26 protein-coding genes and 1 pseudogene are annotated in these 24227 nt (G+C 70.0%); 13 read left to right on the top strand and 14 right to left on the bottom strand.

Annotated features, from left to right (window positions below; translation table 11 throughout):
* Nucleotides 1–41 precede the first annotated feature (41 nt).
* On the top strand, nt 42–854 hold the full coding sequence (locus AS594_RS32485) for an SAM-dependent methyltransferase (protein WP_069935672.1): 813 nt from the start codon (nt 42–44) through the stop codon (nt 852–854).
* Between the two features lie 87 nt (nt 855–941).
* Here AS594_RS32485 and AS594_RS32480 read toward each other — a convergent pair whose 3' ends face one another.
* Nucleotides 942–1844, bottom strand: coding sequence for a helix-turn-helix domain-containing protein (locus AS594_RS32480; RefSeq protein ID WP_069775121.1), 903 nt, complete (start codon nt 1842–1844; stop codon nt 942–944).
* 88 nt (nt 1845–1932) lie between these two features.
* Nucleotides 1933–2166 carry a DUF397 domain-containing protein gene (locus AS594_RS32475; RefSeq protein ID WP_069930111.1) on the bottom strand — a complete coding sequence of 78 codons (234 nt, stop codon included), beginning with the start codon at nt 2164–2166 and terminating at the stop codon, nt 1933–1935.
* A gap of 167 nt (nt 2167–2333) precedes the next feature.
* On the opposite strand from AS594_RS32475, the gene AS594_RS32470 reads away from it, so the two are divergent.
* The 3 genes from AS594_RS32470 (at nt 2334) to AS594_RS32460 (ending at nt 5779) form a co-directional block, all read left to right on the top strand.
* Complete coding sequence (locus AS594_RS32470; RefSeq protein WP_079144289.1) at nt 2334–2861, top strand: ATP-binding protein; 528 nt, start codon at nt 2334–2336, stop codon at nt 2859–2861.
* Nucleotides 2862–3099: 238 nt separating this feature from the next.
* The gene (locus AS594_RS32465) at nt 3100–5241 is read left to right on the top strand and encodes a SpoIIE family protein phosphatase (RefSeq protein WP_069775126.1); all 2142 of its coding nucleotides are present in this window, start codon (nt 3100–3102) and stop codon (nt 5239–5241) included.
* Between the two features lie 175 nt (nt 5242–5416).
* The gene (locus AS594_RS32460) at nt 5417–5779 is read left to right on the top strand and encodes a DUF6355 family natural product biosynthesis protein (protein WP_141743736.1); all 363 of its coding nucleotides are present in this window, start codon (nt 5417–5419) and stop codon (nt 5777–5779) included.
* 109 nt (nt 5780–5888) lie between these two features.
* On the opposite strand, the gene AS594_RS32455 is transcribed toward AS594_RS32460, so the two are convergent.
* The 4 genes and pseudogenes from AS594_RS32455 to AS594_RS32440 form a co-directional block, all read right to left on the bottom strand.
* Nucleotides 5889–6377 carry a hemerythrin domain-containing protein gene (locus AS594_RS32455; RefSeq protein ID WP_256096770.1) on the bottom strand — a complete coding sequence of 163 codons (489 nt, stop codon included), beginning with the start codon at nt 6375–6377 and terminating at the stop codon, nt 5889–5891.
* A 96-nt stretch (nt 6378–6473) separates the two neighbouring features.
* Nucleotides 6474–7952, bottom strand: coding sequence for an oxidoreductase (locus AS594_RS32450; RefSeq protein ID WP_069775130.1), 1479 nt, complete (start codon nt 7950–7952; stop codon nt 6474–6476).
* Nucleotides 7953–8150: 198 nt separating this feature from the next.
* Nucleotides 8151–8357, bottom strand: a pseudogene (locus AS594_RS32445) (DUF2201 family putative metallopeptidase); the annotation flags it as partial.
* A gap of 83 nt (nt 8358–8440) precedes the next feature.
* Nucleotides 8441–8632, bottom strand: coding sequence for a DUF6381 family protein (locus tag AS594_RS32440; RefSeq protein WP_069930935.1), 192 nt, complete (start codon nt 8630–8632; stop codon nt 8441–8443).
* A 746-nt stretch (nt 8633–9378) separates the two neighbouring features.
* On the opposite strand from AS594_RS32440, the gene AS594_RS32435 reads away from it, so the two are divergent.
* Together AS594_RS32435 and AS594_RS32430 are read left to right on the top strand one after the other, a co-directional pair.
* Entirely contained in the window at nt 9379–10581 is a 1203-nt protein-coding gene (locus tag AS594_RS32435) for an amidinotransferase (RefSeq protein ID WP_079144291.1), read from the top strand.
* Between the two features lie 136 nt (nt 10582–10717).
* Entirely contained in the window at nt 10718–11032 is a 315-nt protein-coding gene (locus AS594_RS32430; RefSeq protein ID WP_069775132.1) for a DUF3040 domain-containing protein, read from the top strand.
* A gap of 90 nt (nt 11033–11122) precedes the next feature.
* On the opposite strand, the gene AS594_RS32425 is transcribed toward AS594_RS32430, so the two are convergent.
* Nucleotides 11123–11542: an Hsp20/alpha crystallin family protein gene (locus AS594_RS32425; protein ID WP_069775134.1), complete on the bottom strand. Its 420-nt coding sequence runs from the start codon at nt 11540–11542 to the stop codon at nt 11123–11125.
* 387 nt (nt 11543–11929) lie between these two features.
* Between AS594_RS32425 and AS594_RS32420 the strand changes: the two genes are divergently transcribed.
* Nucleotides 11930–12403: a carboxymuconolactone decarboxylase family protein gene (locus tag AS594_RS32420; protein ID WP_069775181.1), complete on the top strand. Its 474-nt coding sequence runs from the start codon at nt 11930–11932 to the stop codon at nt 12401–12403.
* Nucleotides 12404–12586: 183 nt separating this feature from the next.
* Nucleotides 12587–13519 carry an RNA polymerase sigma-70 factor gene (locus AS594_RS32415; protein ID WP_069775136.1) on the top strand — a complete coding sequence of 311 codons (933 nt, stop codon included), beginning with the start codon at nt 12587–12589 and terminating at the stop codon, nt 13517–13519.
* A gap of 298 nt (nt 13520–13817) precedes the next feature.
* Here AS594_RS32415 and AS594_RS32410 read toward each other — a convergent pair whose 3' ends face one another.
* Both AS594_RS32410 and AS594_RS32405 read right to left on the bottom strand, forming a co-directional pair.
* The gene (locus AS594_RS32410; protein ID WP_069775137.1) at nt 13818–14189 is read right to left on the bottom strand and encodes an ArsR/SmtB family transcription factor; all 372 of its coding nucleotides are present in this window, start codon (nt 14187–14189) and stop codon (nt 13818–13820) included.
* Nucleotides 14186–14632, bottom strand: coding sequence for an SRPBCC domain-containing protein (locus AS594_RS32405; protein ID WP_069775139.1), 447 nt, complete (start codon nt 14630–14632; stop codon nt 14186–14188). The genes AS594_RS32410 and AS594_RS32405 overlap by 4 nt, the downstream gene beginning before the upstream one ends.
* A 221-nt stretch (nt 14633–14853) precedes the next feature.
* On the opposite strand from AS594_RS32405, the gene AS594_RS32400 reads away from it, so the two are divergent.
* Entirely contained in the window at nt 14854–15672 is an 819-nt protein-coding gene (locus AS594_RS32400) for a hypothetical protein (protein ID WP_069775141.1), read from the top strand.
* 75 nt (nt 15673–15747) lie between these two features.
* On the opposite strand, the gene AS594_RS32395 is transcribed toward AS594_RS32400, so the two are convergent.
* Nucleotides 15748–16206 carry a hypothetical protein gene (locus AS594_RS32395; protein WP_167368061.1) on the bottom strand — a complete coding sequence of 153 codons (459 nt, stop codon included), beginning with the start codon at nt 16204–16206 and terminating at the stop codon, nt 15748–15750.
* A 249-nt stretch (nt 16207–16455) separates the two neighbouring features.
* On the bottom strand, nt 16456–17061 hold the full coding sequence (locus AS594_RS32390) for a hypothetical protein (protein ID WP_056789649.1): 606 nt from the start codon (nt 17059–17061) through the stop codon (nt 16456–16458).
* Nucleotides 17062–17228: 167 nt separating this feature from the next.
* Between AS594_RS32390 and AS594_RS32385 the strand changes: the two genes are divergently transcribed.
* On the top strand, nt 17229–18443 hold the full coding sequence (locus AS594_RS32385) for a helix-turn-helix domain-containing protein (protein ID WP_069935671.1): 1215 nt from the start codon (nt 17229–17231) through the stop codon (nt 18441–18443).
* A gap of 39 nt (nt 18444–18482) precedes the next feature.
* Here AS594_RS32385 and AS594_RS43150 read toward each other — a convergent pair.
* A protein-coding gene (locus tag AS594_RS43150; protein WP_107357852.1) for an IS5 family transposase occupies nt 18483–19303 on the bottom strand; the annotation gives its coding sequence in 2 pieces (ribosomal slippage) (nt 18483–18955 and nt 18955–19303; 822 coding nt in all).
* Nucleotides 19304–19520: 217 nt separating this feature from the next.
* Between AS594_RS43150 and AS594_RS32370 the strand changes: the two genes are divergently transcribed.
* From AS594_RS32370 to AS594_RS32360, 3 genes are all read left to right on the top strand, one after another.
* Entirely contained in the window at nt 19521–19928 is a 408-nt protein-coding gene (locus AS594_RS32370; protein WP_069775143.1) for a YciI family protein, read from the top strand.
* An 8-nt stretch (nt 19929–19936) separates the two neighbouring features.
* Nucleotides 19937–21160, top strand: coding sequence for an RNA polymerase sigma factor (locus AS594_RS32365; RefSeq protein ID WP_069935670.1), 1224 nt, complete (start codon nt 19937–19939; stop codon nt 21158–21160).
* 133 nt (nt 21161–21293) lie between these two features.
* Nucleotides 21294–21653, top strand: coding sequence for a phage holin family protein (locus tag AS594_RS32360; RefSeq protein WP_069775152.1), 360 nt, complete (start codon nt 21294–21296; stop codon nt 21651–21653).
* 383 nt (nt 21654–22036) lie between these two features.
* Here AS594_RS32360 and AS594_RS32355 read toward each other — a convergent pair whose 3' ends face one another.
* The gene (locus AS594_RS32355; RefSeq protein ID WP_069775155.1) at nt 22037–23308 is read right to left on the bottom strand and encodes an Ig-like domain-containing protein; all 1272 of its coding nucleotides are present in this window, start codon (nt 23306–23308) and stop codon (nt 22037–22039) included.
* A 349-nt stretch (nt 23309–23657) separates the two neighbouring features.
* Nucleotides 23658–23858 (bottom strand): cold shock domain-containing protein, encoded by a 201-nt coding sequence (locus tag AS594_RS32350; protein WP_069932005.1) that lies wholly within the window; start codon nt 23856–23858, stop codon nt 23658–23660.
* Between the last annotated feature and the right edge of the window lie 369 nt (nt 23859–24227).

The raw sequence follows: 24227 nt of genomic DNA, 5'->3' as shown, positions 1-24227 counted from the left end.
GCCTACGAAGCCGATTTCCTCTTGGTACGGGTGAGGCCTGGATGCGACAGGAGTCGTGGCGGCCAGACGCCATCGACACGAAGGTGCCGAGCGTGGCACGCATGTACGACTACTTCCTGGGGGGTGAGGACAACTACCAGTCGGACCGCGAAGCATGCGAGCAATTGCTCGAGCAGGTGCCCAGCACCAAGGTGCTGGCCGTCAACAACCGGCGCTTCCTGCGCCGCGCGGTGCGCCTGCTGGCGGCCGAGTACGGCATCCGGCAGTTCGTCGACCACGGTTCCGGCCTGCCCACACAGGACAACGTCCACCAGGTCGCCCAGGCCGTCGATCCCGACTCGCGCGTGGTCTATGTCGACAACGATCCGATCGTACTGGCGCACGGCCGGGCGCTGTTGGAGGAGAACGACCGCACAGCCGTCATTCAGGCCGACATGCGGGACACGGACGGAATCTTCAGCCATCCGGAGACGACCCGGCTGATTGATTTCAGCCGACCCGTCGCGGCCCTCTTCGTATCGGTACTTCACTGCATCCCCGACGCGGACGACCCGGCGGGGCTCATCCGGCGCGTGGCGGCGCGGCTGGCGCCGGGCAGCTTCCTGGTCATCTGCCAGCTCGTGAGCGACCGGCCGCAGATCCGTACCTTCGTCACCGACTTCATGGCGGAGGCGACCGGCGGCCAGTGGGGCAGGGTGCGCGAGGAGCACGAGGTCGCCGAGTACTTCGCCGGCCTGGAGATCCTGGAACCCGGCCTGGGGGAGGTCTCCACCTGGCGCCCGGACAACGAGCTGGCGCCCGTACAGCCGTCCGACGAGTGGCTTGAATGGGGTGGCATCGGCCGACTCCCCTAGGCTCACCGGGCGTTGCTGCCCGACGACGGGGCGGATGGCGGCCTCCCCGGAGTCCATCGTCCGACGGCCGACCCCGGCCGTCGGACGTCACATGCCGGCGAGCCGCTTCTGGATGGCCTCCAGCGACTCCCTGGGAGTCAGCGCGCACGCGCCGAGGCGGTCGAGCATGTCGCGGTACTGCTCGACGATCCGCGGCTTCTGCGTGAACGTACTGTCCGTGAGGTGCTCGATGTACACCGCGTCCTTCAGATCACCCGGCGCGAACCGCAGATAGGTGAGGCCCGTTCCGACGCCGACCGATGCCGTCAGGTCGAGCGGGGCGATCTGGAGGGTCACGCGGGCGCGCCCCATCATGGCGACCAGGTGCTCCAGCTGGGCCCGCATCACCTGCGGCCCGCCGACCGTACGCATCAGCACCGACTCGTCGATCACCGCCCACAGCCGCGGTCCGTCGCCCTGTTCGAGCTGCCGCTGCCTTTCCTGCCGCAGTTCCACCCGGCGCTGGATGTCGTGCGCGAGCAGGGGGCCGGGGCCGGACCGCACCACCGCCCCGATGTAGGCGGGGGTCTGCAACAGGCCCGGCACATAGAAGGGTTCGTAGGTCCTGATCGTCGACGCCGCGCCTTCCAGCGCGACCAGCGGGGCGAAGAAGTCCGACAGGACGTCGCTGTACGACCGCCACCAGTCCGGTCGGCGGGACTGCTCCAGCAGACGCAGGAACTCCGCCACCTGTACGTCGTCGTCCACGCCGTACAGGTCGAGCAGCGCGGCGGCGTCGGCGGGCTTGCAGCCGTGGCGTCCCAGCTCGATGCGACTGGTCTTCGAGCGCGAGAAGCCGAGCTTGGAGTCGACGTGTGCGGGGTCGAGGCCCGCGGCCACCCGCAGTTCGCGGAACTTTCCGCCCAGGATGACCTTCAGAGCGGTCGGGTTGCGCTCAACCGCCCCCAGCGGGCGGACGAAGAGGGACGGGCTTGGTTCGGCTGCGGCCATCTCGCGCTCCTGCGGACGATGAAGAGCCCCGACCATATCGACCCGTCCCGCACACAAGCCAGAGGCACTTGCGGCCAGGCGACGCCTTTCAGCCGATAAGGAAGTCGAAGTCGCCGTCCTTGGCTCCGGCCACGAACGCCGCGATCTCGTCGCGCGTATAGATCAGGGCGGGCCCCTGGGGGTCGCGGCTGTTACGGACGGCCACCTGGCCGTCGGGCAGTGCCGCCAGCTCAACGCAGTTTCCTGTGGCGTTGCTGCGACCGCTCTTGATCCACGTTGCGGACGCCAGTGCGCTCGCACCGATGCCGTTGCACAACTCCATGCCCACCGCCCCCTCTTGGATCAGTAATTCAAGCCCATGGATTCGGACAGTGCAATCGCGGATGCAATTGCACTCCGTGGGCGGGGTCGACGATACTCGTGCCCCAGCGGCCGACGCAGCATCGAGCCCCCGAAGCCTGCAAAGGGACGTGATCCGTGGTGAATCACATGGCGCACTTGGCAAACCCGCACGTCGGGCCGATGGGCCCGGGTCGACTGCCGACCGCCCGCCACGCCTCACCACCTCCCCCGCCGGCCGGCTGCGACCCCGACGCCATGGTGCTGCCCGACGGCTTCGCCGCCTGCGGTCTCGACGGCCGCCCCGACAACGCCGGCCAGGCGCGCCGCTTCGTGGGCCGCACCCTCGACCAGTGGGCCCTGCCGGACCTGGTCGCGGACACGAAACTCGTCGTCAGCGAACTCGTCACCAATGCCGTCCGGCACGCCGTGGAGCCGCTGCGGCCCCACGTCGGCCCGTATCCCCTGTGGCTGGGCCTCTTCCGGTACCCCTCGCGACTGATGTGCGCGGTCTCGGATCCCAGTCCGGCTCCCCCTCGTCAGCCCCTCGCCGACGCCTCGGACGTCGGCGGCAGAGGGCTGCTCCTGATCGGCTCGTTGAGCGACAGCTGGTCCTGGGAGACGACAGCGCCGCAGGGCAAGACCGTCTGGGCGGCCATGCACCTCCCGGCCACCTGACCGGCGACCCGACCCGCACCCGGCCTCACCCCGACGCCCGACCGAGGGGTACAAACGCCGAGGGGAAAGCGCCGCGAGCGCCCTGGCGACGGTGGTGCCGCGCCAACCCGGCGGGGGTATTGTCCGTATATGGGTGACGCTCGATGTGGCCGGTACGGTAATCCGCTGCCGCAGGCGGAGGTCTCCGTATCGCCAGTGCAGCGCGCCTCCCCCTCCGCCGCAGCAGGCGGGTGAGGGCATGCAGCAGCCTGGTGGGCCCGGCCAGGGCACCGGCCCGGACCAGCTCGACAGCAGCGTGGCCGCTCTCGTGCGGGACGCCGGGGCTTCGGTCGCCCTGGTGTACCTCTTGCCGCCGGGAGAACGGGTGCTCCAGCTCGCCGTGGTGTCCGGGGTTTCCCGGCGGATCGCCGCCCCGTGGGCGCGGATCGCGGTGGAGGCCCCGATCCCGGTGGCGGAGGCGGTCCGTGAACGGCACCAGGTGTGGCTGGGCAGCCAGGAAGAGGTGGCGCGCCGCTACCCTCAGCTCGGGCTCGTACTGCCCTACGACTTCATGCTGGCCGCCACCCCGATCACCAGCGGCACCACCGTGTGGGGCGGCGTCGTACTGCTGTGGCCCATTCGGCACTCGCCGCAGCTGAGCTCGCTGGAGCGGGAGGCCATCGCCGCCTTCTGCCGCCGTACGGGCCTCCTCCTGCGCCAGGGGGCCGACAGCGGGCACCCGGTGCTGCCCGCACCGGAGCCGCGGGTGCTGGCGCCTCCGCGCTCCCGCAGCCCCGAGCGGGCCGAGGCTCTCGCCGCGGTCGACTTCGCCGAGCGGCTTCCCCTGGGCTGCTGCGCGCTCGATCTGGACGGCCGGATCACGTTCATCACCGCCACCGCGGCCGATCTGGTCGGCGCCGGGGCCGTCACGCTGACGGGCGCCCGGCCTTGGGAGGTGCTGCTCTGGCTCCAGGACCCGGTCTTCGAAGACCGCTACCGGGAGGCGGTCGTCAGCCGCAGGCCCACGTCCTTCACGGCATTGCGCCCACCGGACGACTGGCTCTTCTTCGAGCTCTATCCCGACGCCTCCGGCATCAGCGTCCACATCACGCCCATCCCCTCCGGGCACGCCCCGACCACGGCACCGTGGGAGCAGCCCGCACGCTCCGCCGAGCCGGTCGGGGCGACGGCGCTCTACCACCTGACCCACCTGGCCGCCACGCTCACCGAAGCCGTCGGCGTACAGGACGTGGTCGACCTGGTCGCCGACCAGATCGTGCCCGCGTTCGGTGCCCAGGCGCTGGCCCTGATGACGCCGGAAGACGGCCGGCTGCGGATCATCGGCTACCGCGGTTACCCCGCGGAGCTGATGCGGCGCTTCGACGCCGAGCCGCTGACCACCGATACGCCGGCCGTACGCGTCCTGAACACCGGCGTACCCAGCTTCTACTCGACCTTCGCGGACCTCAAGCGCGCGTACCCTCCGGCGGTCCACCAGGACGACAAGGCCGCCTGGGCGTTCCTGCCCCTGATCGCCTCGGGCCGTGGCGTCGGCTCGCTCGTCCTCGCGTACGACCGGACCCGTCCCTTCCCCCCGGCGGAACGCGCGATTCTGAGCTCACTGGCCGGACTGCTCGCCCAGGCTCTGGACCGTGCTCGCCTCTACGACACCAAGCACCAGCTCGCGCACACCCTGCAAGCCGGCCTGCTGCCCCAGACGCTGCCCCGTGTCAGCGGGCTGGAGGTGGCCGCCCGCTACCTCCCCGCCGGCCACGGCATGGACGTCGGCGGAGACTTCTACGACCTGATCCGCTGCGACGAGAGCACCGCCGCCGCGGCGATCGGCGACGTCCAGGGGCACAACGTCACGGCCGCCGCGCTCATGGGGCAGGTCCGTACCGCCGTCCACGCCCATGGAACAGCCGGAGCGTTCCCCGGCGAGGTACTCGCCCGCACCAACCGCCTCCTCACCGACCTCGACCCGGGCCTGTTCACCAGCTGCCTCTACGTCCACCTCGACCTGGCGCGCCACCGGGCCCGCCTGGCCACCGCCGGTCATCCACCGCCGCTCCTGCGCCACCCCGACGGACGGACCGAGGTCCTTCGTCTGCCCCCCGGGCTCCTGCTCGGCATCGAACCCGACGCCGACTACCCGACGGCCGAGATACCGCTGCCGCCCGGAACAGTGCTCGCCCTGTACACCGACGGACTCGTCGAAACCCCCGGCACGGACATCGACGACTCCATCGCCCACCTCGCCCGGCAGCTCGCACTGGCGCGGGACCAGACCATGGACGCGCTGGCCGACACTCTCATCGCCCACGCCACGAAGTCCGCACCGCGCCACGACGACATCGCCCTGCTCCTCATCCGCGCCTGCGCCGACTCGGAGACGCCCTGACACGGGGTGCCGTACCGCGATCGCCTCTTCCACCGCATCACAGCCCCCTCGTTCGGGCGCCGATGTCGTGATTGTCGATATCCATGACAACTTGCCCTGAAAGCCGGAAGAATGAGCTGCCACGGCGTAGGCGGTACAGGTCTACGGCAGCCTCGAAGCAACGGGGAGACGGAACATGCGGAAGGCCACCACGCGGTTGTCCACCACTCGGTTGTCCACCACGGCGCGGCGAAGGACCCGATGGTCCGCGCTCGCCGGAGCGGTCGTGCTGACGCTGACGACCACCGTCGGAGTCGCCACCGCATCGGCCAGGACCGGCGGCGTACAACTTGCCGACAAGCCCTGCGGTTACTCCGAGTCCGACCGGCGCGCCTGGTACAACCACTGCACCACGGACGGCTCACGGATCCAGATCCGGGTGGACGTCGTTCACGGTCCCGACTTCAACACCTGCGCCGAACCCGGCGTGAACACCCTCGGGTGGGCCTTCAAGTACAGGAACGCCTGGTACACCGGCAAGCTCTGCCGACCGCTCTGAGCATCGGGAATGCCGCAGCGGCCCCGCGGTGGAAGCGGGGCCGCCGTCGCCCGGACACGGCGGCCGGTGGCGCGCGCCCCGGCCGGGGCCCCGCTGCCTCACAGCAGCGTCAGCCGGACGCCGCAATGACCTTGCGTACGTTCTCCAGGCTTCCGCACCCTTCCTTCAGCAGCCGCTCGCGCTCGCGGGCGAACGCCTCACCCAGCTCCGCCCGCCGCTCGTCCGCGACGAGCTCCCTGGCGTGGTTGAGGAGCGTGCGTTCCTCCTCGTCCAGATGGTGGGTGATGGCCTCGGACAGCTCCTCCAGCTTCTCGTCCCACTCCTGCGAGCCCACCTCGGACACCTCCAGGAGAGCCGCGAGGGCCTTGTTCCCCTCGGTGTGTTCCTCTTCACCGTGGTCGACCTCGTCGTTGTCGACCTTCCGGTAGCGGCGCAGCGCCGGGTAGACCTCCGCCTCCTCGGCCTCGCCGTGTGCGATCAGCAGGTCCGCGAATTCCCTGAGCGCGGCGGCCCGGTCCTCCTCGACGCTCCGCATCGCGCGGAAGAGGTCCTCCATCCGCCGGTGGTCCCGGGTGATCAGCTCCACGACGTCGGTCACATCGCCTCCTGGTTGTGCGAGTAGGTAGACCGAACGCCTTCCCCGTAATCCGCACGTCACCCACCTGTCCGGACGCGGCCGCGCGGCCGGGAGCTGTCAGGTCTTGTTCAGCGACCGGGTCACGCCCGCGACGACCGCCGTCGTCAGCAGCCAGCCGGCGGCGATCAGGGTGTAGGACAGCCATTGCGCGGGGCCTTCCGGCCAGTACCAGGAGCTGCGCTGGCCGAGGCCGCCGATGGGAATCAGCAGGTCGAGCGTGTACACCAGGGCGTTGAAGGGCGGCCCTTCGCCGGCCTTGACCGGTTGCGGCGACTGGGCTCGGAACACCCACGTACCGAGCACCGTCAGGGCCGCTATCCACACCCCGGCCAGCCAGGGACGGTAGCCGTAACCCACCACGGCGTCGAGCAGGTGGCCCCAGGCGCGCCCGGCCGTGCCCAGGACGCTGCGACGGTGGCGCTGCTTGGCGAGGAGTACCCGGCGGGCGTCGTCGTCGTGGCCGACCTTCCGGTACCAGCTCGCCAACTGCTCGTAGGGCTGCGGTGCGTAGCCGGGTTCGCGCCGTATCCATGCCACGCGGCGTGCCACGTCGTCCCGGGCGCCTTCCGCGGGCTGGAGGGAACCGTAGACCAGCCCCTGTAGCCGTACGACGTCGGGCCAGGCGTCCTCGCTGTCGTGCAGGACGGCGATCTGGGCGCCTTGTAGGTCCACGGCGCCTGTGGGCGGTGCGGCGGGTGTGAGGTCGAGATCGCCCGCTTGCATGCGTGAGCAGTCCAGCGCGACCCGGTCACCGCTGAGGGTGGCGCCCCGGAAGGTCAGCTGGTCCGTTGTCTGCGCGCCCCGCAGGCGTACGGTTCCGAGCGCCCCGAAGCCCTGGGAGAAGACAAGCGTCGAGGCCAGGGCGTTGTCCGCGACGAGCGCCGAGGCGCCGGGGTTCTCCAGTCGCGCGCCCTCCATGAAAAGGCCGCCTGACAGCTGTGCTCCGACCAGCCGTACCTCGCCTCTCGTGGTGAGGTCGCGGGCGAAGATCCCGCCTTCCATGACCAGGCCACCGGCGGACAACGCCAGTCCGTCCGGGTCCGACAGCGCCGCGCCGGTCAGCGCGAGCTCCCCGGCCACCCGGGCGTTCACCAGCGAAACCCTGCTGTGCAGGACGGATCGCCTCAGGTCCAGGCGGCCCTCTATCCGGGCCATGGTGGCGTCCAGGCCGGGCACCCGGCTGCCGATGATGCCGATCGTCCGGGTGGCGGCTCCGTAGAAGCTCGGACCTTCCTCGAACCAGCAGCCCTCGAACCACAGCAGGTGTCCGATGTCGGCTCCGGACAGATCGAGACGCCCGGTGATCCGCGCGCCGGCCACCCGCAGGGCGGTGACCGCACCCGGTGGCGCCGCGCTGCCTCCCCGCGCCAAAGCGGTCACTACGGCCGCACGAAGCGTGCGCTCGGGCCCCCAGTCCGCCCCTCCGGCAGGATCGTCGCCGCCCGTCGCGCCGGCCCGCAGGTCCACTTGACGTCCTTCGGGGAAGGCGTCCCACAATTCCCGTTCCGGCGGCGTCATTTCGTCATACGACAGCATCCGTGCAGCGTAAACGGGGCCGTCACGAAGTCAGTGCGCGGCCTTCCCGTCCGCCCGTGTCGAACAGCCTTCGGGCACCGCCGGTCCCGCCGCTCGCCGGCCGGGCGCTTCGCGGAGTACGGGACAACGATGGTGCCCCCGCGCTCCGGCGCCCACCGCGCCGAGCGGTACGGTGCCACGGCCCCGCGCCGCCTACCGGGCGTCGCACGACAGCACGGTCACCAGGTCGCGACGGCCGCCCGCGGAGCGGGAGATCGCGGCGACCTCCAGGAGCGCGCTGCCGAGTTCGGTGTCACTGACCGATCTGGACGTGTCGATGACCACGGAGACCCGGGGCGGCCTGCGCCGCATGCGCGGAAGCACCACTCCGGGCAACCCTGCCGAGCGGCGCGACGGCCGGCCGTACTCTCCTGTCCACGAGGCGGATTGGGGTGGGCAGGACTGCTGCCACATCACCTGTCCCCGGCTTAGCAGTCGGTTCCGTGCCACTACGTGGGGTCGATGCCCTCTCGACTCCCCAGGCCGCTCGCCCGCTCGCTGCGCTCCTTGAGGAGGCGGGCCTCCTCCTTCAGCCGCCGGCGCTTCGCCGGGTCGGTGGCACGCTCCGCGGCCTGCTCCATCTCCTGCGCTCTGGCGCGCAGCCGCCGGCTTCGACTGCCGGACTCGTCGGAAACGCTCATGATCACTCACTCCATGGGTGCCGGCCGCCCGGAGAATTCCGGGGCGCACACCAGCGAAACAGCGTCGCCCCGTCCCCGCATCCGGCGCGGGGGCCGTCCGGGGGTGCCGGGTTCGCCCGGCAGAGGACCGACACCCAAGGACAGAGCCGCGCGGATCGCGCGGGCGATGCCGGTCGGAGCGGGCGACGCCGGTCGGAGCGGCGCTCTTACGGCTGAGCCCGTGCGCGCTACTGATGCGTCAGAGCCCGGCTCGTGATCGCATCATCACCATGGATGTTGCCGACGACAGTGCCCCATCCGCGAGGGCCGTAAATGAGCGCCGCGCCGCCCGACGCACCCTCGCCAGCTATGCCAGGAGCTCCGCCGAATTGGCCGAATTCCTCGACATACTCGATCTGCACCCGGACGGTGACGAACGATATCGAGGTATGGACACGGACGTGAGCGGCTTCAACGACGCAGGTCGCCGCTAGGCGTCGTGACACAGCCGGCCGAGTCGCCTGCTCCGCGCTTTCCAGCACGGACACTGCACCGATTCATGGTGTGGCATGCCGTATCGGCGATGACACGGACAGCAGTGATCGCGGAAGCCGAACGGGCAGCAGGAAGAGCCATAAATTTCTCGACGCCGCCGCCGAGCGAAAAGGCCGGTCGAGTCAGTGCGCCGGCCGGACCACTGCGGCCATTCACCGGTTCGCCCGTTTGGATATAGTAAATCTGACTTCTGTGATCGGAAGCGGTGGGGCATGGCGATGGTGCAGAGGCCCGGAATACCGAGGGCGGCGCCCGGCGGAGGCACCGGTACGCTGCCCTTGGATCACGACGCGATACCGGCCCCCTCTGCCGGGACCGCCGGCGCATCCGGACCTCTCGTCTCGCCGGTCAATTCCCACAACGAGTGGGACCCACTGGAGGAGATCGTCGTCGGACGCCTCGACGGCGCGACGATCCCGTCCAGCCATCCCGTGGTGGCCTGCAACATCCCGCAATGGGCGGCACGGCTCCAAGGGCTTGCCGCAGGCTTCAAGTACCCGCGCGCACTGATTGAGCCGGCACAGCAGGAGCTCGATCATTTCATCACTCTCCTGGAGTCCCTCGGCGTTACGGTCAGGCGCCCGGAGCCGGTCGACCACAGGCAGCGCTTCGGCACGCCCGACTGGTCGTCGCGCGGCTTCTGCAATACCTGCCCGCGTGACAGCCTGCTGGTGATCGGCGATGAGATCATCGAGACTCCGATGGCGTGGCCGTGCCGTTATTTCGAGACCCACTCCTATCGCGAGATCCTCAAGGACTATTTCCGGCGCGGCGCGCGCTGGACGGCGGCGCCGAAGCCGCAGCTCACCGACGAACTGTTCGAGGCGGATTTCCGTGTCCCCGAGGCCGGTGAGCCCATGCGCTACATCCTCACCGAGTACGAGCCGGTCTTCGACGCTGCGGATTTCGTGCGCGCGGGGCGCGATCTTTTCGTTACCCGGAGCAATGTCACCAACCGCATGGGTATCGAATGGCTGCGCCGCCATCTCGGACCCGGATATCGCATCCACGAGGTCGAAAGCCGCTCCCGCACACCCATGCACATCGACACGACATTCCTCGTGCTGTCACCCGGCAAGGTGCTGATCAATCCTGATTACATCGACGTCGACCACCTGCCCGACGTCCTGAGTGCGTGGGACATCCTGATCGCGCCCGAGCCCAACGAGATCGACGAGCGCCTGCTCAAGATCACCTCGATGTGCGGCAAGTGGCTCAACATGAACGTTCTCATGATCGACGAAAAGCGGGTGATCGCGGAGCGGCACCACACCGACATGCTGCGCGCGCTCGAGCGATGGGGGTTCGAGCCGATCCCGTGCGACCTGCTGCACCACGCACCGTTCGGCGGCTCATTCCACTGCGCGACGCTCGACATCCGGCGCCGTGGCACCCTCGAATCGTATGTCGACTGATCGACTGGCCGGGCGCAGGCGCCAGGGGCGGAGCCTGCTTCGGCGCTTCGGGTTGCCGCCAAGGCGAAGAAGCGAAGGCATTGGGGGAGAATGTCTACGTGTAGGGAACGGCTTTTTCAGCGCGTGCGTCTCCGCCATGAAGCAGGTGGCTGCCATGGAACATGAGTCGGAAGGGCGCGTGCTCGCGCAGATCGAGCGACGACTCGCCAGTGAGGACCCAGCACTGGCCGCCCGCATGAGCGCTCTCAATGAGCAGTTCCAGGCCGGGCGCCGGAAGGAGCCGTCTCGGTGGAACTGGCGCAAGCGGACCGCCCTGGCAGTGATCATCATTGCCATTGTGGGGCTCATCCTGACGGTGGTTCTCAGCGCGTCGCCGGCTGAAGACCCGCCGCCACCGCCCAACGGGCTCACCCTCTCGACCATCGAGCACGTACCGCGCGGGAACGCGTGAAGGGGTCGGACCGGACAGTCGCGGGCCCTGCGGATCCGTGTCCGCAGGGCCTCGCGCCACGCCGAGCGCCCCGAGACACCCGGCGGTACCTCAGGACCGCAGCTCCTTGCGGCCACCGCCACTGATCTCGATCTTGCGCGACTTGGCCTGCTCGGCCACCGGAACGCGCAGGCTCAGCACGCCCGCTTCGTACGTCGCCTCGATGTGCTCCGTGGCCAGGTTCTCGCCGAGGAACAGCTGCCGAGTGAACGTGCCCCTGGGCCGCTCGGAGATCAGCACCTCGGACTCTTCTCTCGTCGATGGCTTGCGTTCGGCCTGGATCGTCAGCACGTCCCGCTCGACCTTCAGGTCCACGGAGTCGGGGTCGACGCCCGGCAGGTCCAGCTCGACCCGGACCGAGCCGTCCTCGCGCCAGGCATCCATGGGCATCGCCGCAGGACGCCGCACTCCGTTGAACACCTGCTCCGTGAGTCGGTCCAACTCACGGAAGGGATCCGTCCGCAACAGCATCTGATCATCGCCTCCTTGTGTGTTGTACGCGTCCGGGCCGTTCGGCTTCCGACAGTTCTTATATAACTCGCAGCACACATATTGACAAGACAAGGCTCAAGTTTCTTCATGATGCCGATCGGGCGGCCAGAGCCGGATGGGCGCGGCGGCCCCCGACCGCGCCCGGGAGGGCCACTGGAATTGGCGCCCCGCACCGCCGCGCTACGAGCGCGCTGGACGCGCAGTGATCCGTTGACGACCTGAGCCCCGCGCACCTTCGGGAGCCGCCTCCACCGACGGGCGCAGACGGCAAGGAGACGCGGGGCACATTCCTTCGTGTCACAGGGGATCGGGCTGCCCCGTCTCAAGGGGTGTAGCCACTGACGACCACGGAGGAGCACGCACACCATGGACGCGCGACTGAACTACTTCGCCAGCCCCACCGCCGGCAAGATCTTCAAGCACATCATGTCGGCCGGCAAGGTGCTCAAGGACTCGCCTCTGCCGGCCGCGACACAGGAGTTGGTGGCGCTGCGCGTGAGTCAGATCAACGGCTGTGCCGTCTGCATCGACATGCACACCAAGGAGGCGGCCGCCGCCGGCGAGACCTCGGTGCGGCTGCATCTGGTGGCGGCGTGGCGGGAGGCCACCGTCTTCACCGAGGCGGAGCGTGCCGCCCTGGAGCTGGCGGAGGACGGAACCCGCGTCGCGGACGCGGCGGGTGGGGTCAGCGACGCGGTGTGGGCGTACGCCGCCAAGCACTACGACGAGGAGCAGCTCACCGCTCTGGTGGTGCTGGTTTCTATCATGAACATGACAAACCGGCTGAACGTCATCGCCCAGCAGCCGGCCGGTGACTACGAGCCCGGGCAGTTCCACTGAAGTCGGCCTGAAGACGGTCTGAAGTCGGTCTGAATCCAGCACCAACCGGCTCGGGGTCCGGCCGTGGGCTCCGAGCACCGCAACTGTGCTCACCGCTACGGCCGTTGACCGGATGAGTAACGGAAGCCGCCTGCGCCGGCGAGTACGGCCGGGCGGGAGGGCTCAGGAAGGAAGGAAGCCGGCGTGAGCAAGGTCGAGGAGTTCGAGGAGCTGCGGCCGCTGCTGTTTTCGATCGCCTATCGGATTCTGGGCAGCGTGGGCGAGGCCGAGGACGCGGTGCAGGAGACATGGCTGCGCTTTGACGGCTCGGCGACCCGGCCCACGTCGGCCAAGGCCTTTCTGTCGGCCGCGGTGACGCGGATCTCGATCGATGTGCTGCGTTCCGCGCGGGTGCGGCGGGAGCAGTACGTGGGCCCGTGGTTTCCCGAGCCGCTGCTCGCCGACCCCTATGAGGATCCCGCGCGGTCGGTGGAACTGGCCGACTCGGTGTCGATGGCGGCGTTGTTGCTGCTGGAGCGGCTCAGCCCGCTGGAACGGGCAGTGTTCGTTCTGCGGGAGGTGTTCGGGTTCGGGTACGACGAGATAGCCACGGCGGTGGGGCGCTCGGAGGCGGCATGCCGGCAGCTCCTGGTGCGGGCGCGGCGGCATATGGAGGCCGGGCGGCCGCGGTTCGCAGCTGACCGGCAGGAAAGGCAGGAGCTGGCTTCGCGGTTCTTCGACGCCCTCCGCGAAGGCGATGTCGCGGGCCTCCAGGAGCTGCTCGCCGCCGACGTATCGATGGTCGGTGACGGCGGCGGGAAGGCCCCGCAGCTGGCGAGGGCCGTCGTCGGCGCCAGGAACGTGGCCCGGCTGCTTGTCGCCGTCTTGCCTCGGATGGCGCGGGTCGGCGTGTCGTTCGAGCCGCACGAGGTCAACTGCCAGCCGGGAGCGATCTTCCGTGACCGGGACGGCAGGGTGTTGTACGCCTTGGCCCTTGAGGTGCTCGACGGGCAGGTGCAGACGATCCGCTCGGTGATCAACCCCGACAAGCTCGGGCACATGGGGCCGGTGGCGGATGCCTGGGCCCTCGACCGGGAGGTGAAGGAGTCCCGTCGCCGGCCGAACCGAGCGCGATGAGCAGTCCCAGTCCGGGCCGCCTCCTTCACGGCACTCGGGTCAGGGAGCGCAAGGCGGCCGGTTCGCCTGTCCGGCGAGGTCGAAGTCGCGCTGCCCGTCGACGGCGCGCATCGCGTGATGCGCGCCGTCGACGTGGTGCGGCGGCCGCGCAGGACCCGGGCCCGGGTCCTGCTGGTGGCAGTTGTGGTGCTTCGATGCCCGGCCACAGCTTCGGTCCGCTGCGGCCGACGGTCCGTTCCGCCGCCGCGCGTCCGGAGCGCTTACGGACCGGCCTCAGCCACTTGCGACGTACCGCCCCTCAGTCGGGTGGCGCCGGGCGGCGCGAATCCCGCTCCGCCGCCTCGGCGACACGCTTGATGTTCTCCAGCCGCCGGTCCCAGTCGGCCGCCAGCGCGGCCATCCACCGCGCCGTCGTGTCGAGCGCCGCGGGCCGCACCGCGTACCGCACCTCGCGGCCGACCCGGCTGCCGGACACCAGTCCGGCGGCGTCCAGGACGGCGAGGTGCTTGACCACTGCCTGTCGCGAGACGGGAAGCCGTTCGGCGAGCTTGGTCGCAGTGGCCTCCCCGTGTGCGGCCAGCAGGTCGAGCAACTGCCGTCGCGTCGGGTCGGCAAGCGCGGCGAGCACCCCGTCGACCCCCTCGGCGGCGCCAGGGCGTTCGTCCGTCACGCGGATGACGGTTCGGCGCGCTTCTTGAGCGCGTCGAGCACCTGGGGCCAGCCGTCGGTGTTGTCCTTCACCGCCTGACTGCGTACGTGATCCGGCCCGGCCAGCGCCGCGAACCCGCTCTCGACCACGCGCAACCGTGTCTTGTCGCCCTCCTCGGTCAACGTGAACTCCACGAGGGTGCTGTTGTCCTCGCGCAATTCTTGTCCGGGGAACGCGCTGGCCCAGCGGTACGCCAGGTACGTCGGCGGCTCGACCTTCTCCACCCGCACCGGGAAGTCGCCGTACTTCGCGTTCTTCGCCACCATCGACTCGCCCTCCCTGGCCACCGTGCCGGACAGGCCGGCCGTGTCGGACACCCAGAAACCGGGTTCCGCCACGAGGGACCAGACGCGGTCCAGGGGTGCCTCGATCAGGGTTTCACGTTCGATCCGGTCCTCGCTCATGAGGTGACTCCTCCACCGTCGACATTAGGTGCAACCTCAGGGTTGCACATAGCAAAGTCAGGCGCAACCAGTAGGTTGCACGTGCCTTTGCTGCGGAGTACACGGCCGGCCGGCCCAACGGGCGCCGCGCCAACCGGTGTCGGCCCTCGCTGTAGCTTCTTCGTACGCGGATCATCGGCGCATCGCACCTGTCGACAGGACAGGGCATCGAAGGGGGCAGCGTGTCAGGCCGTACGATCATGTTCGAATACTTCGCTCCGGTCTCATTCGTCCTGCTCGGGGCCGTGGGGCTGCGCTCCCTGGCCGGCGGGCGGAAGAACCTGGCTCGCGCCATCGGGATCATGTCCCTGTCCTTAACCGGTTTCGCGTACTTCACGTTCGAGTGGGTCAGCCCCGTCGTGCGGGGCGCTTTCGCCATCGCCGGACTGGTCGTGTGGGTGGGCGTTCTGTGGGTGTCATGGCCCCTCGTGGGCGACGGCCGCACGCCGAGCGCAGTGCTCGTACGGCCCCGAGGCGCAACGCACCGGCAGAACCGCAGCGGACCGGCGCCGCGGTCGCACCCCACATCCGGACGTGCGCCGGACGGACACCGCGAGACACCACCGTGGATACGCGCGGCGGTGATCGTCTGCGTGGTGGCGGGAGTCTTGCTGGTGCTCGCCACCGCCGGCGTGCGGGCACTGCTGAGCAGCTACGAGACGCACGGGCGTCTCGGCCCCTCCGACACGCCGGCCGTCGTCACCACCATTGTCAGCCTCGGCACAGCCATCGGCGCTCTCGTCGGCGTGAGCGTCACCGCCTTCGCGAAGTACGTTTCGGCCCGCGGCCAGGCCGATGCCGACATGGTCCGTGCGCGGGCCGAATTGCTGCGCGCCGAGGCAGAGATGGTCAGGGCCCGGGCCGGACTGCCCACCGTCGAGGCCCCGGCCGGCGACCCACCGGACCAGCCCCAGGCCCCTGCCGCGCCGGAGACGCCACCACCGTCCGCACCGCCGGCTCGCGAACCGGGCCCGGAAGCCCCCGGCGTCACGCCGCAGTGACCTGATGGACGCCCAAAACGGATGCCCGAACAGATGCCCGTACCGAGCGGCTCGCGGCCGGCCCACACCTGTCCCTCAGCCGCCGGATGTCACCCGCCCGGCGTCGGCTCGGTGGCGGGAGCGCAGCGCGAGAGCGCACCAGACGGCCGTAGCGGTCAGTGCCGCCGCAGCCATCGCGGCCAGCACCGGTGCCTCCGGCCGCCAGCCGAGGGAGAGCCGGGTGCCCAGGAGCGTGAGCCCGCCGGCGATCCGCCCCGCCGCGTAGACCGGCACCCTGGCGGCGGCGGCCCGCAGTGCGGCTGCCGCCGCCAGGCCGGTCGCAGCCCAAGCGGTCAGATACGGCCATGCCGCCCCGGTGGCGGCGGACGGCAACCCGTATGTGTCGGGGCCGATACGGAAGAGGGCGACCGCCCAGCCGAGGCCGACACCGAGGGCGGTGATGCCCACCACCCAGAGGGCATGACGCCACCACGGGCCGGGCCGCACGGTCTCTTCGCCGTCGTCGAGGCCGGCGGAGTCGAGGAATTCGATCATGTCCTGAATGACGTCGCCGGACGCCGGGACGTTGCGCCCCGAGCAGCGATCTTGCGGCCGATACTCTCCCCTGGACCTAAGAGACCATCTCATTTGGCGAGTCTGCGGTAGCAGATGAGGGTGCAGGCGATGCTGGTGAAGGCCAGGAAGTGGTCGCCGCCGGCGGAGCAGGTGGGCACGACAACGGCGCGCCCGGGTTCCGGCCGCGCCACTGTCGAGCTGTGGTCAGCCCTCGGGGGAGCCCCCGGGTCAGTGGAGCTTGTTGACGGCGGTCTTCGTCGTGGTGCGGAAGGCGGTCAGCGGGGCGTCCTCGAGGTCGCCCATCTGGCCCCAGCGGACGAGGGTGACGGTGCGGCCGTCGCGGCCGACGGAGAACAGGTGGATGTCGGAGATGCCGATCTGCGGGTCGGCGGTGTCCAGGCTGTAGACCCAGGCGCCCTCCTCGACGGCGAGCTTGCCGTGGGAGGCGCTGACGGCCTGCAGGCCCGGGTTCTGCTGCTCCAGCAGGGGGCCGCAGCCGGCGAGGGCCCCGCGGAGGGTGTCGACCAGCTTCACGGCGTCGGCCTCGGTACGGGCGACGGTGGTGACCTGGACGCCGTTGGTGTCGAGCTCGGTGCTGAACTCGCGGTAGCGGGTGTTCTGCGCCGGGATCTTGTACGGGGCGCAGAGGACGCCGCCGTTCTCCGGGACGCCGGTGAAGACCTGGGTGGCGGTCCACGGCGTCGACGACGGCGGCATCTGGGAGGCGGCGAGGAAGGCGGGCTGGGCAGCGGCCTGCGCCGGGGCTGTGGCGAGGGCCGCGAGGCCCAGTGCGGCAGCGGCTGCGGTGGCGAGTGCGGTGCGGAGCTTGTTCATGGTGGTGGATCCCCCGTCGGGTCGTTCGTTCGGTCAGTGCTCAACCAGCGTGGGGCCGGCGCCCGCCGGCTGCAACGATCACGCGCCCACCAGCCGTCCCGGAACCATTCCACCCCCGCTGACGTGCAAGGACGTGAAGGATGGGACGCAGGGTCGAGGGGGATGGAATGCCGAAGGACGCCGCCGTCGAGGAGTTCGCGGGGCTCGTGCGCGCGCTGAAGGCGCGGGACGGGAGGAGTTACGAGGCGCTGGGCCGGCGGCTGAGCGTCAGCGCGTCCACCCTCCACCGCTACTGCTCGGGCGCGACCGTCCCGGAGGAGTTCCCCGTGGTCGACCGCCTCGCCCTGCTGTGCGGGGCGGACGAGGAGGAACGGCGGGCCCTGGAGGCGGCCTGGACGGAGGCGGACCGCGCCCGCCGCCGAGCGGCCTCGCCCGCGCCCACGCCTGTGCCGGCCGTGTCGGCCGCGCCGGAATCGAACCCGGAACCGTCCGCGCCGGAACCGGGCCCCGGCCCCGCCCCGGACCCGACCGCGCCGGACCCGTCCGCCGCGGATCCGTCCGCGCCGGAGGCGCCCCGCGCCCGCCCCCGTCGTGGCGCCCCCGCTCCCCTCCTCGTCGCCGCCGCCGTCGCCCTCGTCGTGCTCGCCCTCGCCGCCGCCCTGCTCGGCCACCCCACCCGTACGGCTTCCGCCCCCGCTCCCGCTTCCACCGCTCCGGGGCGGACCGCGCCCCCCCTCCCCTTCACCTGGAGCATCGGTTCCCAGCTCTGGGAGGGCGGCTGCGGGCACACCTACCTCGTGGACCGGGCCCCCCGCGCGGTCGCCCCGCCGCCGGTCGCGGCCGACTCCGGGGCGTGGGCCGGGTCGCACGGTGCCGTGCACGGCGGGGAGGCGCTGGTGCGGATCACGGTCCAGGGCCGGTCGCCGTCCGACGCCGTCGTCCTCCATGCCCTGCACGTGCGCGTGGTCGACCGCGCCGCGCCGCTGCCGTGGAACGCGTACCGGATGGACAACGGCTGTGGCGGCGCCGTCACCCCGCGCCACTTCGCCGTGGACCTCGACCGGCCGCGCCCGCTCGCGAGGCCCGTCGACGGCCTTGACGCCTCCGGCGCCGAGGTCCGGAAGATCCCGGCCGTCTCCTTCCCGTACAAGGTCACCTCCTCCGACCCCGAGGAGCTGCTGGTCTCCGCGCGGACGGCGGGCTGCGACTGCCGCTGGTACCTGGAGCTGGAGTGGAGCGCCGGGGGCCGTACGGGGACGGTGCGGATCACGGACGGCGGGAAGCCGTTCCGCACGAGCGGGACCAGGGGGAGGCCGGCGTACGTGCACGACTCCGCCGAACGGCGCTGGATCACAGACTCGGACTCTGGACAGACCGGGTGACCGATGAGTAACTTCGACTGACATAGGCTGAGCAAGCGCTTAGAGACCATCTCGTTTGGCGAGTCTGTGGTAGCAGATGAGGGTGCAGGCGATGCTGGTGAAGGCCAGGAAGTGGTCGGCTTTGCGCTCGTAGCGGCGGTGGAGGCGGCGGCATCCAGCGAGCCATGCCATCGTGCGTTCCACGGTCCAGCGGTGGCGGCCCAGGCGTTGTGAGGACTCAACTCCCTTGCGGGAGATGCGGTGGGTAATGCCTCGCCCGCGTAACCATCGTCGCAGGTGGTTGTAGTCGTAGCCCTTGTCGGCGTGGAGCTTGCCAGGCTTGCGCCGCCGTCGGCCACGGCGCGAGCGGATCGGCGGGATGCCCTTCACGAGAGGGATCAGGGCCTGGCTGTCATGCAGGTTGGCCCCGGAGATTCCGACGGAGATGGGCAGACCGGAGCGTTCCGTGATCAGGTGGATCTTCGAGCCGTACTTGCCCCGGTCGACAGGATTCGGACCTGTCAGGTCCCCCTTTTCAGGGCTCGCATGTTCACCGAGTCGATCGCGCACCGCGACCAGTCCAGCTCGCCACGAGCCCCGAGTTCGTCGAGGACCAGGCGGTGGAGCTTGGCCCACACCCTGGCCTTCGACCACTCCGAGAACCGCCGGTGGGCCGTCGCCCCGGACGGGCCGAACGACGCGGAAGGCAACTGCTGCCAGGTGCAGCCCGACGTGGCCACGAACACGATCGCGGCCAGCACCTCCCGGTCACCGTGCCGCCGCCGGCCACCACCTTGCGGCCGCGACGGCGCCTCCGGCACCACCCGCTGGAACAACTCCCACAGCTCGTCCGGCACCAGCCGCTCAACGATCCCCACCATGACCCACAGAATACCGGTGTAACCAAATGAGATGGTCTCTAAGGGGTGCCCGCCCACGACGGCCGCTACCGAACGGGTCAGTAACTTCTTGGGAACCTCTTGAGCCAGTCGGCGCAAAACCGTGCCGACGGCGATGTCGAGAAAGCGTGACCGGCTCCGTCCCCGCAGTGAACGCGACCACAATGAATGGGTCGCACCAGCACCGAGGAGAACCACGATGGCCAAGTACTTGCTGCTCAAGCACTACCGCGGCGCCCCGGCTCCGGTCAACGACGTACCTATGGACCAGTGGACGCCGGAGGAGATCTCGGCCCACGTGCAGTACATGAACGACTTCGCGGCCCGGCTCGAGAAGACCGGCGAATTCGTCGACGGTCAGGCGCTCGCCCCCGAGGGGATGTTCGTACGGTACGACGGCGAGGGGCGTCCGCCGGTCACCGACGGCCCGTTCGCCGAGACCAAGGACCTCATCGCCGGCTGGATGGTGATCGACGTGGACAGCTACGAGCGCGCCGTCGAGCTGGCCGGAGAGCTGTCGGCCGCCCCCGGGGCGGGCGGCAAGCCGATCCACGAGTGGCTTGAGGTACGCCCCTTCCTGGCCGCACATCCCACCGTCACGGAGTGACCTCTGCGATGAACGAGGCACTGCTCCGGAGCCTCACACCGAGCGTGCTCGGGATCCTCGTCCGCCGCGGAGCCGACTTCGCGGCGGCCGAGGACGCCGTGCAGGACGCGCTGGTCGAGGCGGTCCGTGTCTGGCCGACCGGCCCCACCCCGAGCTCTCGATCCGGCTCGGGCGGGGAAGACCCCATTCGGGACCCGAAGGGCTGGCTGGTCACGGTGGCCTGGCGCAAGTTCCTCGACGCGACCCGTGCGGACGCCGCCCGCCGCCGGCGCGAGGACCTCGTCGACGAGGAACCGGCGCCGGGGCCCGCGCCCGCCGTGGACGACACGCTCCAGCTCTACTTCCTGTGCGCGCACCCGTCGCTGACACCCTCGTCGGCGGTCGCGCTCACGCTGCGCGCCGTCGGCGGGCTGACCACCCGCCAGATCGCCCAGGCCTATCTGGTGCCCGAGGCCACCATGGCGCAGCGCATCAGCCGGGCCAAGCGCATGGTCTCCGGCGTGCGGTTCGACCAGCCCGGTGACGTCGCCACCGTGCTGCGCGTCCTCTATCTGGTCTTCAACGAGGGCTATTCCGGCGACGTCGACCTCGCCGCCGAGGCCATCCGGCTCACCCGGCAGCTCGCTGCCGCGATCGACCACCCCGAGGTGGCGGGACTGCTCGCCCTCATGCTGCTCCACCATGCCCGGCGCGCCGCCCGGACCGCACCCGACGGCAGTCTGGTCCCGCTCGCCGAGCAGGACCGCGGCCGGTGGGACACCGAGTCGATCGCCGAGGGCGTCGAGATCCTCCAGGCGGCCCTCGCCCGCGACCGGCTGGGCGAGTTCCAGGCACAGGCCGCCATCGCGGCGCTCCACGCCGACGCGCCCACAGCCGAGGAGACCGACTGGACGCAGATCGTCGAGTGGTACGACGAGCTCGCGCGCCTGACCGACAGCCCGGTCGTCCGGCTCAACCGCGCCGTGGCCGTGGGCGAGGCAGACGGGCCGCGCGCCGGTCTGGCGGCGCTCGCGTCCCTGGACGAGTCTTCCGCACGTTCACGGACTGGCACGAGCAGGGGATGTCCCGTCCCCCGCCGTGCCGCGGTGGCGGCGTACCTCCACGAGCGCGACGGTGACCTGGCGACGGCGGCGCGGCTGTACGCCGAGGCGGCCCGCGAGGCGACCAATCTCGCCGAGCGCGACCACCTGACGCGCCAGGCCGCCCGGCTCAACGCGCGCCGGCGTCGCTGACGCGTCGCGCTCGGATCATCCCGCGGTACCTGGCGCACGGGCACGGCTGAGGACGTGCCGGTCCACGCCCCGCCCGGAGTCCCCCCACCACGTCCGACGCGTGCCCGGCTGTGTCAGGGGTACGGGGAAAGTCATGCAGGAACTGTCTCAGGATGTGATCGCGTTGGTACGTGAGGACGTTGCACAGGTCAAGGCGGAGTTGCTGGCCGCCGTGGCCGAGGGGCGCCGGGGATCGGCCGCGTTGGGCGCGGGCGGAGTACTCGGAGTGCTGGCACTGCTCGCGGCACAGGAATCGGTGATACGCGCGCTGGAGCGCGTGTGGCCGGCGCAGCGCGTGGCCGGGGTGCTGGCGGCCGCGTACGGGGCCGGTGCGCTGGCGTTCGCCGGGTACGGCCGGGCGAGATGGCGGGAGGCCCGAGCCGCGTCGCAGGAAGCGCTGGCGTGTTCGCTGGACGCGGTGGAGCAGGCGGCGAACGAGCTGAGCGGCAAGTGAGCCGGCCGCGCCGTGGGCGGGCCGAGCTCCACGTCCAGCCCCTGACCCGTCGACGGCGACCGGGCGGAACGCGGGGCAACGAGGCGTGTCGGCCCTGGAGTCCGCGCGTCTCCGGCTCGGCGAGACCGTGACGCCGTGCGGCGGCGGGCACTTGCTGGACCGCCTTGCTGAGGGCCACGCACCGCCGTGCGTGGCCCTCAACCGCTCCCCGGCAGGACCTTGTGGCGCGGATTCTCACTCCTACGCGCCTGTCATCCCCATGCAGGCGCGCGGATGCCTTCCGGCCTGTGCCAAGGATGTCGGCTCAGCCCCACTGGAACCGACACCCGCGTCAGCACCGGAACCCGCACCGTCGGACCGCTCCGTGCCGGATGCGGGTTTCTTCAGCTCCAGTCCTCGGCGAAGAGTCCGTAGAGCTTCTTGTTCGCTTCGTCCTTGGCCGGGAAGAGCACTTGGATGTCGATGTTCAGGGAATTCCTGGCCGGCACGATGTACCTGCCCTTGGCCGGGGAGCCCAGGAGGACAGCCCCGTGGGAGCCGTCCTCGGTGATCACACCCCAGAAGCTGTTGACGAAGTCCTTGAACAGAACCGTCCCCGACGGCAGTTGTCCGAACCCCACCCGCCAGCGCTTGACGTCGGTTTCACCGGCGCTCAGTGTGATGCTGAAGGGGTAGATGTACTTCTGCGTCTCCCAGTCCTGCCAAGGTTCCTGCCGGAGCTTGTACTTGACCGTGAGATTCCTCTTGGCCACGGTGAATCCGACCTTGGCCATATCCGATTTCTGGCCGCCCCTGACCGACACGGCGGTCACGCTGTGGCTGCCGAGAGTCCAGCCACCCGCACGGGAGAAACTCCACCTGTCGTTCGCCACCGGAACGGAACCGAGCTGAGTTCCTCCCTCGGCGACGTCGACCGTATCGGCGTTGAAAGCGATGCCGTCGATGGAGATCGCGCTGTCCACCTTCGCGCCGTCCTTCGGAGACCGGATCTCCACGACGGGGCTGGGCAGCGTGACGTAGAAACGGCGGTACGCCCTGCCGGATCCCGTGCCGCCGCGCATGGCGACGGCGGACAGGTCGTGCTGACCGATCGTCCAGTCCGAGTCCGGGGTGTACTTCCACTTGCCGTCAGCGACCGGACATGTGGCGATCGGGGTCTTGTTGTCGAAGAGCTCCACGCTCCCGACACTGGCGCCGACTGTGCCGCTGATGGTCTGCCGGCGGCTTTGGACCTGGGCGTCGGCTGCGGGCTCGGTGATGACGGGAAGGGGGACGGGCTCGTTGTGCGCGAGAGCGGACTGCGCCCGGTCGTTCCACGTCCCGTTGGGGCTCGACGGCAGCTTCTTCTGCGTCAGGTCCGCGATCGAGGTACCCGCGGGGACCGAGAGCCGGTCACCGCCCTGGTCGGTCTTGGTGAAGAGGAAGTTGTCCTTTCCGGTGTTGTTGACGACGGCACTCACACCGTCGTCCTTGTGCGTGAAGCCGTGCTCACTGAAGTTGTTCGCCGTTGCGTTGGCCGGAATGACGAGGATGCTGTCCTGTTTTCCGGACGTGTTGTACTTGATGTCGGCAAACAGACAGAAGGAATCGCTGGGGCATTTGTCCTGCCCACTGCCGTGGATGACATACGGCTTGGCGCCCTTTTCGCTGGACACTGTTGCTCCGTCTCTGCTGGAGTCTCGTCTCGCTCATTTCACGGCGGCCCTGGGGCAGCCGGAGGACGGAAGAATTCGGTAACCCGAACTTCCGGTCCAATGGCCCACAACTATGCAGAGGCGTACGTGATTTCCGTGCCGGATGCCGGGGCGATCGCCCGTTCGGAACCGGAGGAGCGTTTCTTCCTGCGGCATATGCCGCAGCGCACGCCGGTGCGACCAGGGGGCGCTGACGGCGGCAGGGACGAGCGCGTGGCGCCGGGCCGGCTGCGCGACGCACTCGCTCCGCGTCACGCCTGCGCAGCAGAAGCAGGGAGCGGGCCCGGTGCTCCGTGAAGCACTGACGCAGTCAGGCCGTGACGATGTTCTCCGCGTACGGGGCGCGTGCGGCGTGCATGACGTCGAAGTGCACCTTCTGCCCTTCGAGCAGCGAGAAGAGGTCCCGATCGGCGATGTGTGAGAAGTGGGCGAACACCTCGGCGCCGTCCGTCTGCTCGATGAATCCGAAGCCCTTGGCCGCGTTGAACCACTTCACGGTGCCAGTAGCCATGTCGTACCTCCTTGGAGCGGCGGCGGCCGTCGCCTCCCCGCCGCCGAAGCGCGCCGGAGGAAAGGGGGCCCGCCGGTACAGAATGCCGACGAATGTGCTTGAACTGTGCGGAGTGCGCCATCGAAACGAATTTCAACCGTAACATAATGCGAACGGCCGAGTATCCGACGCTATATCACTCATGCCGTCCGTCCATAAAGTCTCCCCCACGCGCGGTCTTATTTTCTGTGTCACGGGGAAGACATAATCGGTCGGCGCTTCGCCGCACTCTGACGGAGGCCGGGGTGATTCATCCCCGAAGTCCTCTTTTGCGACCTGCCGCAGTGTCCTCGCGGGTGGTCGGAGGTTCGAGGTGGGCGTACCGGTGAG

The sequence above is a fragment of the Streptomyces agglomeratus genome, assembly GCF_001746415.1.
In the GTDB taxonomy this organism is placed as follows: Bacteria; Actinomycetota; Actinomycetes; order Streptomycetales; family Streptomycetaceae; genus Streptomyces; species Streptomyces agglomeratus.
The sequence above is the reverse complement of the archived record's forward strand: the minus strand, read 5'-3'. Positions and strand labels throughout refer to the sequence as shown.

Coding starts and splice junctions, on each gene's coding strand:
- AS594_RS32485 (WP_069935672.1), top strand. CDS start 42: ATGCGACAGGAGTCGTGGCGGCCAGACGCCATCGACACGAAGGTGCCG.
- AS594_RS32480 (WP_069775121.1), bottom strand. CDS start 1,844: ATGGCCGCAGCCGAACCAAGCCCGTCCCTCTTCGTCCGCCCGCTGGGG.
- AS594_RS32475 (WP_069930111.1), bottom strand. CDS start 2,166: ATGGAGTTGTGCAACGGCATCGGTGCGAGCGCACTGGCGTCCGCAACG.
- AS594_RS32470 (WP_079144289.1), top strand. CDS start 2,334: ATGGCGCACTTGGCAAACCCGCACGTCGGGCCGATGGGCCCGGGTCGA.
- AS594_RS32465 (WP_069775126.1), top strand. CDS start 3,100: ATGCAGCAGCCTGGTGGGCCCGGCCAGGGCACCGGCCCGGACCAGCTC.
- AS594_RS32460 (WP_141743736.1), top strand. CDS start 5,417: ATGCGGAAGGCCACCACGCGGTTGTCCACCACTCGGTTGTCCACCACG.
- AS594_RS32450 (WP_069775130.1), bottom strand. CDS start 7,952: ATGCTGTCGTATGACGAAATGACGCCGCCGGAACGGGAATTGTGGGAC.
- AS594_RS32440 (WP_069930935.1), bottom strand. CDS start 8,632: ATGAGCGTTTCCGACGAGTCCGGCAGTCGAAGCCGGCGGCTGCGCGCC.
- AS594_RS32435 (WP_079144291.1), top strand. CDS start 9,379: ATGGCGATGGTGCAGAGGCCCGGAATACCGAGGGCGGCGCCCGGCGGA.
- AS594_RS32430 (WP_069775132.1), top strand. CDS start 10,718: ATGAAGCAGGTGGCTGCCATGGAACATGAGTCGGAAGGGCGCGTGCTC.
- AS594_RS32425 (WP_069775134.1), bottom strand. CDS start 11,542: ATGCTGTTGCGGACGGATCCCTTCCGTGAGTTGGACCGACTCACGGAG.
- AS594_RS32420 (WP_069775181.1), top strand. CDS start 11,930: ATGGACGCGCGACTGAACTACTTCGCCAGCCCCACCGCCGGCAAGATC.
- AS594_RS32405 (WP_069775139.1), bottom strand. CDS start 14,632: ATGAGCGAGGACCGGATCGAACGTGAAACCCTGATCGAGGCACCCCTG.
- AS594_RS32395 (WP_167368061.1), bottom strand. CDS start 16,206: ATGATCGAATTCCTCGACTCCGCCGGCCTCGACGACGGCGAAGAGACC.
- AS594_RS32390 (WP_056789649.1), bottom strand. CDS start 17,061: ATGAACAAGCTCCGCACCGCACTCGCCACCGCAGCCGCTGCCGCACTG.
- AS594_RS32385 (WP_069935671.1), top strand. CDS start 17,229: ATGCCGAAGGACGCCGCCGTCGAGGAGTTCGCGGGGCTCGTGCGCGCG.
- AS594_RS32370 (WP_069775143.1), top strand. CDS start 19,521: ATGGCCAAGTACTTGCTGCTCAAGCACTACCGCGGCGCCCCGGCTCCG.
- AS594_RS32365 (WP_069935670.1), top strand. CDS start 19,937: ATGAACGAGGCACTGCTCCGGAGCCTCACACCGAGCGTGCTCGGGATC.
- AS594_RS32360 (WP_069775152.1), top strand. CDS start 21,294: ATGCAGGAACTGTCTCAGGATGTGATCGCGTTGGTACGTGAGGACGTT.
- AS594_RS32350 (WP_069932005.1), bottom strand. CDS start 23,858: ATGGCTACTGGCACCGTGAAGTGGTTCAACGCGGCCAAGGGCTTCGGA.